The sequence below is a fragment of the Thioalkalivibrio sp. ALE23 genome, from assembly GCF_000378545.1.
Taxonomy (GTDB): domain Bacteria; phylum Pseudomonadota; class Gammaproteobacteria; order Ectothiorhodospirales; family Ectothiorhodospiraceae; genus Thioalkalivibrio.
The window spans coordinates 1-10,302 of record NZ_KB900047.1; the positions used below are offsets into that span (position 1 = coordinate 1).

4 protein-coding genes are annotated in these 10,302 nt (G+C 57.5%); all 4 read left to right on the forward strand.

The window, feature by feature from the left end; translation table 11 throughout:
* Nucleotides 1-328, forward strand: a 328-nt coding sequence (locus F573_RS14385; RefSeq protein WP_038033472.1) for a WYL domain-containing protein, incomplete at its 5' end; no start/stop codon positions are given.
* Between the two features lie 154 nt (nucleotides 329-482).
* Nucleotides 483-3,374 carry an SNF2-related protein gene (locus tag F573_RS0113165; RefSeq protein WP_019022975.1) on the forward strand — a complete coding sequence of 964 codons (2,892 nt, stop codon included), beginning with the start codon at nucleotides 483-485 and terminating at the stop codon, nucleotides 3,372-3,374.
* A gap of 61 nt (nucleotides 3,375-3,435) precedes the next feature.
* Entirely contained in the window at nucleotides 3,436-6,669 is a 3,234-nt protein-coding gene (locus F573_RS0113170) for a site-specific DNA-methyltransferase (RefSeq protein WP_019022976.1), read from the forward strand.
* A gap of 2 nt (nucleotides 6,670-6,671) precedes the next feature.
* The gene (locus F573_RS0113175) at nucleotides 6,672-9,986 is read left to right on the forward strand and encodes a DEAD/DEAH box helicase family protein (RefSeq protein ID WP_019022977.1); all 3,315 of its coding nucleotides are present in this window, start codon (nucleotides 6,672-6,674) and stop codon (nucleotides 9,984-9,986) included.
* Nucleotides 9,987-10,302 lie beyond the last annotated feature (316 nt).

Consider the following 10,302-nt stretch of genomic DNA (forward strand, 5'->3'; position numbering starts at 1 on the left):
CGATCCGGACGCCGGCTTTGATCTCGACCAGTTCATCGAGCAGGGCGCATTCGATTACCCCGAAGGCGAAACCATTCGCATCGAACTCCGGGTGAGCTCGGGGCTCGCCTACCACTTGCACGAGGCGCGGCTGTCCGACGACCAGAGGACCGAGTCGATGTCCGATGGCACGTCCCGGATAATCGCCACCGTCCGCGACACCGCGCATCTAAAGTGGTGGTTGCTGGGACTGGGAGCGGGTGTCGAGGTGCTTCGACCGCTCAAGCTACGTGAGGTAATGAGAGCCGAGCTACAAGCCGCACAACGGCCTTATCAAGGGAATCATTAGTAAGTGCCTAATAGTCGGGCGTGGATTCATATATGGACGGGCTTCGGGCAGGTACCGTTTCCGGTGCTGAAGACACGCTGCTTCGGGGATGGCCGATTATCGATACCATCCGTTTTGGGCAGTGCGAAGAACAACGGAGTCTGAAAGGCATAACATGGCGACCACAGCCCACCATATCAAGTACTACGCGTATGATCTGACGCGCCAGGCCCCACCCGGTGGGGCGGACCAGCTTTCCATGTCGCTGTTCGATGCCTCTGTCGATCTGAACCCTCATCAGATCGAGGCGGCAATGTTCGCCCTGCAGTCCCCGCTCTCTGAGGGAGTCGTGCTTGCGGACGAGGTGGGCCTGGGCAAGACCATCGAGGCGGGCATTGTGCTGTGCCAGCGGTGGGCGGAACGCCGCCGGCGCCTGCTGGTGATCTGTCCGGCTGCGATACGCAAGCAGTGGGCCACGGAGTTGCAGGAGAAATTCAACCTGCCCGCTGTAGTCATGGATTCCCACACCTACCGGCAATTCCAGCAACAGGACCAACCACGGCCATTCGAGCAGCGGGCCGTGATGCTAGTCTCCTACCACTATGCGGCCCGTATGCAGGACGACCTGCGCATGGTGCCCTGGGACCTGGTGATTATTGATGAAGCACACAAGCTGCGCAATGCCTACCGGCCCAGCAACAAAGTGGGCCAAGCCATTCGCTGGGCCACCGAGGGCCGCCGCAAACTGCTTTTGACCGCTACGCCGTTGCAGAACAGCCTAATGGAGCTGTACGGGCTGGCGAGCCTGATCGACGACCACATCTTCGGTGATCCCAACGCCTTCCGTTCCCAGTACGTGAATGCCGGTGGCGATCTGGCCGGGCTGCGCCAGCGTCTGGCGGGCTTTTGCAAACGCACCTTGCGCCAGGAAGTGCTGGAGTATGTGCGCTACACCGAGCGCCGAGCGCTGACCCAGCCCTTCCGGCCAACGGATGCCGAGCAAAGGCTCTACGACCGTATCTCGGAGTTTCTGCAGCGGGAAAACACCTACGCAATTCCGGACCGCCAGCGTCACCTGATAGTGCTGATCCTGCGCAAGCTGCTGGCCTCCAGCTCAAGCGCCATTGCCGGCAACCTGGAAAGTCTTCGCGACCGGCTGATCGACCTGCGCGACAGTGAGCAACTGAAGCTGGACTGGAGCAGCCAATTGGTCGAAAGCGAGGAAATGGACACGGAATTGCTTGACGAGTGGTTGTCGCTGGACGAGAACGGGGTTGCAGATGGGGAGGCTAAAGCCACTCGCCCAGAGCCTAAGAAGCTTCGTGATGAGATTAGTGAGATTGATAGCTTGGCCAAAGCCGCCCGCGCCATCGGCGTGGACGCGAAATCCCGCGCGCTGCTCACCGCACTCGATGTCGCCTTTCGGGAAATGGTCGAAATGGGGGCACGGGAAAAGGCGCTAATCTTTACCGAATCCCGCCGCACTCAGGACTACCTGAAAGCGTACCTGGAGCAGAACGGCTATACTGGCCAGGTGCTTTTGTTCAATGGCACCAACGCCGGCCCGGAAGCCAAGGCCATCTACGAGAGCTGGGTCAGCAAGAACCAGGAAAGCGGCCGCGCTACGGGATCCCGTGCGATCGATGTCCGGCTGGCGCTGGTGGAGCATTTTCGCGACAACGCCAAGATCATGATTGCCACAGAAGCAGCGGCAGAAGGCGTCAACCTGCAATTCTGTTCACTGGTCATCAATTACGACCTGCCGTGGAACCCTCAGCGCATCGAGCAGCGCATCGGCCGCTGTCACCGGTATGGCCAGCAGCACGATGTGATCGTGGTCAACTTCCTCAATGAACGCAACGAGGCAGACCAGCGCGTGCACGAGCTGCTGACAGACAAGTTCAACCTTTTTAATGGGTTGTTTGGCGCGTCTGATGAGATACTCGGCCAACTCGAATCGGGTGTGGACTTTGAAAAGCGTATCCTCACCATCTACCAGCAGTGCCGCACCTCGGACGAAATCGAAGCCGCCTTTCGTCAGCTTCAGGAAGAACTGGACGAACAGATCAAGGGTCGCATCGAGGAAACTCGCCAGGCCCTGCTGGAGCATTTCGACGAAGACGTGCACGCCCGCCTGCGCCTGCGATTGGAAGATGCCCAGGCCCAACTCGACCGCATAGGCCAGCGTTTCTGGCAGGTCACCGAGCACGTTCTGGATGGCCGCGCCCGTTTTGATGAAGCCAGCCTGGCCTTCGATCTCCACGATCCGCCAAAAGCCGACATCCGCCCCGGCAGCTACCACTTGATTTCCAAGACGCGCAGTGGTGAGAAGGGCGAAATGCCGGACTACGGTTATTACCTGTACCGTCTCTCCCATCCGCTGGGCGAGCATGTCATCGAATCGGCCAAGCAGCAGCCGACACCCACAGCGCATCTGCGCTTCAACATCACCACCCATCCTGGGCGCATTGCCCTTGTGGAAGCGCTCAAGGGCAAATCAGGCTGGCTGATCTTGGCCCAGCTCACTATCGAGTCCTTCGAAACCGAGGAATACCTGCTGTTCTCCGGTATCGACGACGACGGCCGTTCGCTGGACAACGAGACCTGCGCCAAGCTGTTCAACGTCGCCGCTGAAAATCTTGGCCCGGTGGACTTGCCCGCCAAATTGGAGGAGCGCCTTGGCGATGAGCTCGCCCAGCATCAGCGCGCCACCGCCAACCGCTCGCTGGAGGCCAACAACCAGCACTTCAACGCCGCCCGCGAGCGCCTGGAGCAATGGGCCGAGGACAAGATGCTGGCCGCCGAGAAGTCACTCAAGGACACCAAGGAGCAGATCAAGGCTCTGCGCCGCCAAGGCCGCCAAGCTGAAACCCTGGAAGAACAGCACGAGATCCAGGAGCGCCTGAAGCAGCTCGAACAGCGCCAGCGCAAGCAGCGCCGAGACATTTTCAGGGTGGAAGACGAAATCGAAGAACAGCGCGACAGCCTCATCACCGCGCTGGAAAAGCGGCTTGCCCGCGACCAGCAGTGCGAGCGTCTGTTTACGCTGCGCTGGTCCGTCGTATGACGGACAACAGCGGCAATGAGAATCAAGCAATCAACGAAAACATGACAAGGACTACCCGAGCATGAGCCAGAACCCTGCCTTCGACAAACTGATTCGCCTGCTCAAGGAGCTTTTCCAGCTCGATCAGCCGGACCTGGACTTCGGGCTCTACCGCATCATGCACGCCCGGGCCGACGAGATCAGCCAGTTCCTCGACCGCGATCTGCTGCCACAGGTGAAGGAGGCCTTCAGTCAGTACAAGACCGCCGACAAGGCCGAGCTGGAGAAGGATTTACAGCAGGCCATCGAGCAGGCCAACGGCCTGGGCGTAGACCCGGAGACCACGGCCAAGGTGAAGGAGCTGCGCCAGAAGATCGACGAGCAGGGTGTGGATGTCACCGGCCTGGAGCAGGAAGTCTACGACCACCTCTACAAGTTCTTCCGCCGTTACTACCACGAGGGCGATTTCCTCGCCAAGCGCGTCTACAAGCCCGGCGTCTACGCTATTCCCTACGAAGGCGAGGAAGTGAAGCTGCACTGGGCCAACAAGGACCAGTACTACATCAAGACCAGCGAGTACCTGCGCGACTACGCCTTTACCCTGAAGCCTGGCGCCGACGATCCCATGCGTGTGCACTTCCGCCTGGTGGACGCCGCCGAGGGCGAGCACGGCAACGTCAAGGAAGCCGAAGGCAAGAACCGCGTTTTCATCCTGGCGGGCGACGACTTTATCGCCGAGGAGGAGGGCGATAGCGGCAGGGAGCTGGTGCTCCGCTTTGAATACCGTCCGGCCACCATGAACGACTGGAATGAAGACGCCAAGACCAACGCCACCGCCGCGGCGAAGAAGAAACCGCCTACTCAGAAAGACCTGCGCGAGGATGCTGTACGCCGGGTGCTGGCAGTACAGGACGAGAGCTTGAAGCCCTGGCTGGCGGAGCTGGCCAAGAACCATATCAAGGCCGATGGCGAACAGGCCGACTACAGCCGCCTGGCCGCCCATCTCGACCGCTACACCGCCCGCAACACCTTCGACTACTTCATCCACAAGGACCTGGGTGGCTTCTTGCGCCGGGAGCTGGACTTCTACATCAAGAACGAAGTCATGCACCTGGACGATATCGAATCTGAGACCGCCCCGCGCGTGGAGCAGTACCTGTCCAAGATCAAGGTGATCCGGAAAATTGCCGGCAAGATCATCGACTTCCTGGCGCAACTGGAGAATTTCCAGAAGAATCTCTGGCTGAAGAAGAAGTTTGTGACCGAGACATTCTATTGCATCCGCGTAGGCTGCATTCCGGAAGAATTCTATCCTGAGATCGCCGCCAACGAATCCCAGCGTCAGGAATGGGTTCAGCTACATGCCATTGATGAGCTTGAGGCGGATTTGACCACGGTGGCTTACAGCGATCCATTGACGGTGGAGTTTCTGAAGGCGCATCCGACGTTGATGGTGGATACGCGACACTTTGATGGCGCTTTCAGTCAGCGGTTGCTGGAGACGATTGGTGATATTGACGAGCAGACGGATGGCGTACTTTTTAATAGCGAAAACTTTCAGGCATTAGAAGTAGCCAAAATGAAATACTGGGGTTCAGTGCACGTGTCGTACATTGACCCTCCATACAATACTGAGCTGGATAGGCAATCGGGAAAATTCATCTATAAGGATAATTATGCCCGCTCCACGTGGGCCTCTCTAATGACGGATCGACTTCAATGTGGTGCTTCTTTTCTTAGAGAAGACGGGGCTTTCATCTGCAGTATTGACGACAACGAATATCCAACGCTTCGCGAAATCCTAAACTCAGTTTATGGGGGCGATAACTTCATTGGGACAATAGCTTGGAAATCAAGAGACTCTGTATCAAGTGACCACAAAGTTTCACTCAACCACAATTATCACGTTGCATACGCCAAAGACAGAATGGCTAATAAATTCGGAGGTTTTCCTCTGAATCCAGATGATTATAGCAATCCGGATAATGATCCTCGTGGGCCATGGAAGCCGGTGCCAATCGACGCCAATAAGCCCGGAGGAGAAACCAAGTACCCTATTGAAAATCCCAACACCGGAGACGAACATTATCCACCGAACGGTCGGAGTTGGGCGTTCAACCGGTCGCGCTATGACGAGTTGTTTTCGGACAACCGCATTACATTTGGAGTTAGGGGGACAGGAGCGCCGAAACGCAAGCTTTTTTTGAAGGAACGAACCGAGAAAGGCGATGTGAATACGCCAGTTTCTATCTGGCCAGACGCTGAGACAACTCAAGGTGGCACTCGCCAAGTGATGAATTTATTCGGCAAGAAAGTGTTTTCATATCCAAAGCCTGTCGGCCTTATGCGTGATCTTATTAGAATCTCTCACTTAGATTCTGATTGCATCGTCTCGGATTTTTTTGCCGGGTCAGGAACTACTGCGCATGCAGTTGTCAACCTGAACCGAGCCGATGGCAGTCAGCGTAAGTTTTTGTTGATGGAAATGGGTGATTATTTCGATGCGGTGCTTCTCCCACGCTTGAAGAAAGTCACGTTTTCGCCCGATTGGGCAGACGGGAAGCCTGAACGCCTCGCGACAAAAGAAGAGGCAGACCGCAGCCCACGTATCATGAAGGTCGTCCGTCTTGAATCCTACGAAGACGGACTCAATAACCTGGAGCCGCGCCGCACTGAGACGCAGAGTGACCTGTTGGCCAGCCAGCAGGCCCAGGGCGTCGACTGCCTGCGCGAGCAATATCTGCTGCGCTACTGGCTGGATGTGGAGACCCGGGGTAGCCAGTCACTGCTCAATATCGACGCCTTTGCCGATCCCACCGCCTACCGGCTCAAGATCAAACGCCCCGGCAGTGAGGAAACCCGCGAGGTCAACGTGGACCTGCTGGAGACCTTCAACTGGCTGATCGGGCTGACCGTGGAGACCATCGCCGCGCCCCAGACCGTAACGGCCCAGTTCAAGCACGATGAAGATCCGGATCTGCCGGAGGAAAACCCGCGCCGCATGTTGCTCGACGGCCGCCTTCGCGAAGCCGACGACGGTCCCTGGTGGTTCCGCACCGTCACCGGCACCACGCCGGACGGCCGCAAGACCCTGGTGATCTGGCGCAAGCTCACCGGCGAGCCCGAGCAGGACAACCTGGTGCTGGACGAATGGTTCAAGAAGCAGGGCTACTCCAGCAAGGACAGTGAGTTCGACCTGATTTACGTCAACGGTGACAACAACCTGGAAAACCTGCGCCAGCCCGACGACACCTGGAAAGTCCGCCTGATCGAGGAAGACTTCCACCGGCTGATGTTTGAAGAGGCGGAGGCGTGAACATGGCGGGACGCAAGCGCACGAGGAAACCCCAGGTGCCGTTCGCCTACAAGCTGGTGCTGAACCAGTGGCTGTTCAGCCTGTTCGGGTTGCCGTCGACGGATGGCTTTTTTACCTGGAACGGCAAGCGGCTGCCGCTGCTGGAAGCCTTCAAACAGAAGTTTCAGTTGAGCGAAGACAGCGCCGGCGGGTTGGACGAGAACAACATCCACCGCTTCCACACGACCCTGACCAACCAGACTGACCCGTTGCCCGAACTGCCGGCCGATCTATTGCTGGAGTATGACCAGAATATTGTCCGTCATACGCAGCGTTTGAACGAGCGCCGGCTGGCACGCGGTGAAGAGGCTATCGCCTGGAAGTACTTCCAGTACCTGTCGCTGCTGTTCACCGAGATCTATTTGGACCGTTATTTCTCCGATGCGGATGCCTTGCTGGCCTCGATCAACGAACAGATTGAGCGCTACAACACCGACAAGCCGGAACTGGATCAGGTGCCGTTGCTGGATCCGGACGGCGATGTCACCGGGCAACTGAACAAATTGGCTTTCTGGAGCGCCACCGGTTCCGGAAAGACGCTGATCATGCACGCCAACATCCTGCAGTATCAGCACTACCTGACCAAGCACCGCCGTCGGCGTGAGCTGAACCGGATCATCCTGCTGACTCCCAATGAAGGCTTGAGCCACCAGCATCTTCTGGAGTTTCAGGCCGCTGGCATTGAGGCCGAGCTGTTCGACAAGAACGGGCGCGGGCTGTTCGCCGGACAAGCGGTGGAGATCATCGACATCAATAAACTGCGCGACGAGATGGGCGATAAGACGGTCGCCGTCGATGCCTTTGAGAACAACAACCTCGTGCTCATCGACGAAGGGCACCGGGGCGCCAGTTCCGGCGAGGCCGGCACCTGGATGCGCTTTCGCAATTCCCTGTGCGAGCAGGGCTTTTCTTTCGAGTATTCGGCGACCTTCGGCCAGGCGGTCAAGGGCAGCTCGCAACTGACCGCCCAATACGCGCGCGGCGTGTTGTTCGATTACTCCTACAAGTATTTCTATGGCGACGGCTATGGCAAGGACTACCAGATACTGAATCTGGACCCGCAGACCCAGGAAAACACCATGGAAGTGTATCTGGTGGCCTGCTTACTGTCTTTCTTCCAGCAGTTGCGCCTCTATGGTGAACAGGCTAGTGCCTGCCGGCCTTTCAATCTTGAGAAACCGCTGTGGATCTTCGTAGGTGGCCGCGTAACAGCGTCACTCTCGACCAAGGATGCTTCCGACATCATAGAGATTCTGCGCTTTCTGGCGCGCTTCCTCGCTGATCGTGCCAGGAGCACGGCGCGCATCCGGAGGGTTCTGGAGGAAGGCTTGATCGCTGCCGATGGGCGCAATCTATTTGCCCGGCGTTTTGCCTACCTGAACGGTTTGGGGCTCTCCGCCGAGCAACTGTTTGAGGAAGTGCAAGCCAGCCTGTTCAATGCGGCAGGTGGTGGCGCCCTGCATGTGGAGAACCTAAAGGGTGTCCCGGGGGAAATCGCTCTGCGCGTTGGAGATAACGAACCGTTCGGCGTGATCAATGTCGGCGATGACAGCAGACTGTGTTCGCTCTGTGAGAACGAAGACGGTCTGCTGGTTGGTGAACGGGATTTCAAGGGCTCCTTGTTCCAGTCGATAAATGCCCCCGATTCGTCGGTCAATGTTCTGATCGGCTCCAAGAAGTTCACCGAAGGCTGGAACAGTTGGCGCGTCAGCACCATGGGGCTGATGAATGTCGGCAGCACGGAGGGTTCGCAGATCATTCAGCTTTTTGGTCGCGGGGTGCGCCTGAAAGGCTATGACCGCAGCCTGAAGCGCAGTGCTAGGGTGAACCTGCCGGAAGATGTGGCGCGGCCCGCCCACCTACCGATACTCGAAACCCTGAATATCTTCGGCATCAAGGCCGACTACATGGCCCAGTTCCGGGAGTTCCTGGAAGAAGAAGGGTTGCCGTCGAACGAGGAACGTATCGAATTCCTGCTTCCCGTGATTCGCAACCTAGGGCAGAAGAAGCTCAAGACCATTCGCTTGAAGAAGACGATCAACGGGGTCAGTACCGAGTTCGGTGACGCTTTCAAAAAATTGGGGCCAGTGCCGACTCTGGCCCGTCCCGATCCCGCGCAGGAGGCGGCCACCCGGTATCTGCAAACACATCAGGTTGTGCTCAACTGGTACCCCAAGATTCAAGCGCTGCGCTCCAGTGGTGTCGGTGCTGTTGAGGAAGACCGCCAGCCGGAACAGGGCGCCCTGACCAAGCGACATATTGCCTTTCTCGACCTAGATGCGCTGTATTTCGAGCTGCAACGCTTCAAGGCCGAGCGGGCTTGGCACAACCTGAACTTGCCACGGGATGTGTTGCCCGAACTACTGGCCGACCAGAGCTGGTATCGGCTGCTGATCCCGGAATCCGAGCTGGCCTTTGATTCCTTTGAGAAGATTCACCTGTGGCAGGAAATCGGAGAGGCGCTTCTCAAGAAGTACTGTGAGCGCTACTACTCATTCCGAAAGAAGGAATGGGAGCTGCCACACTTGGAATATCGCTATCTGGACGCCACCGACCCGAACTTTCCTCAGGTCAATGAGGAGTTCCCGGAGGGATACCACCGCATCCTCGTGGAGGAGTCTCAGACCGAGATTGTCGCCAAGCTTAAGGAGCTCAAAGCGCAGATTGATGCGGGCACGCTGAATCCCTGGCAGTTTGGCGGCCTGCAAGCCATACCATTCGCTCGACACCTGTACGAGCCACTGTTGCACCTGGCGGGCTCAACCGTCGAGATCAGTCCCGTACCCTTGAATCAGGGCGAGCGGCGCTTCGTGGAAGACCTAAAGGTTTACTGTGACTCGAAGCCTGCATTACTGGAGGACAAGGAGCTCTATCTGTTGCGCAACCTGAGTAAGGGTCGTGGCGTCGGCTTCTTCGAGGCGGGCAACTTCCATCCCGATTTTATCGTCTGGTTGATTGCTGAGGGTCAGGAGTACATCTCGTTTGTGGATCCCAAAGGCATTCGTAACCTTGGTGCTGGAGATCCCAAAATTCAGTTCCACGAGACAATCAGAGAAATCGAAGTCCGGCTTGGGGATCCGGCCGTGACACTAAATAGCTTCGTGATTTCAAATACCCCGGCGCATGAAATGGAGCTTCTTTGGGGGGTTGATAAATCGCAGATGGAGGGTTGGAACATCCTATTTCAGATGGAAGATAAGGATGTCTATATTGACCGGTTGCTCAGTAAGGCGCTTTCAGTTGGGAATACCCCTAGGAAGGGACCTGTTTCCGGGTAACGTGGATCCATCGCCAACCTCGTCTGTGCGACAGAAATGAAGTTTCAGGTCTCGCCTGATTGCATACCACGAGAGAAGGCACCCCTGTTTCATGCCCGGGAGTGGATGAGTATTGTGCCCGATGAGCGTACGGGAGGCTGACCGCATGGCGAGTACGATCCATTCCAACGCCCGCACCACACCCCGGATCCGGCAGGAACTGCAGGAGGCGCCTGAAGTGACCCCCTCGACGGCTGCACAGGTTATTGTGGGGCCAACAGGAGGGCATGATGAGCGAAGAAGCACCGGTGAAGCGGTGGACGGCGAAGCGCAAGAC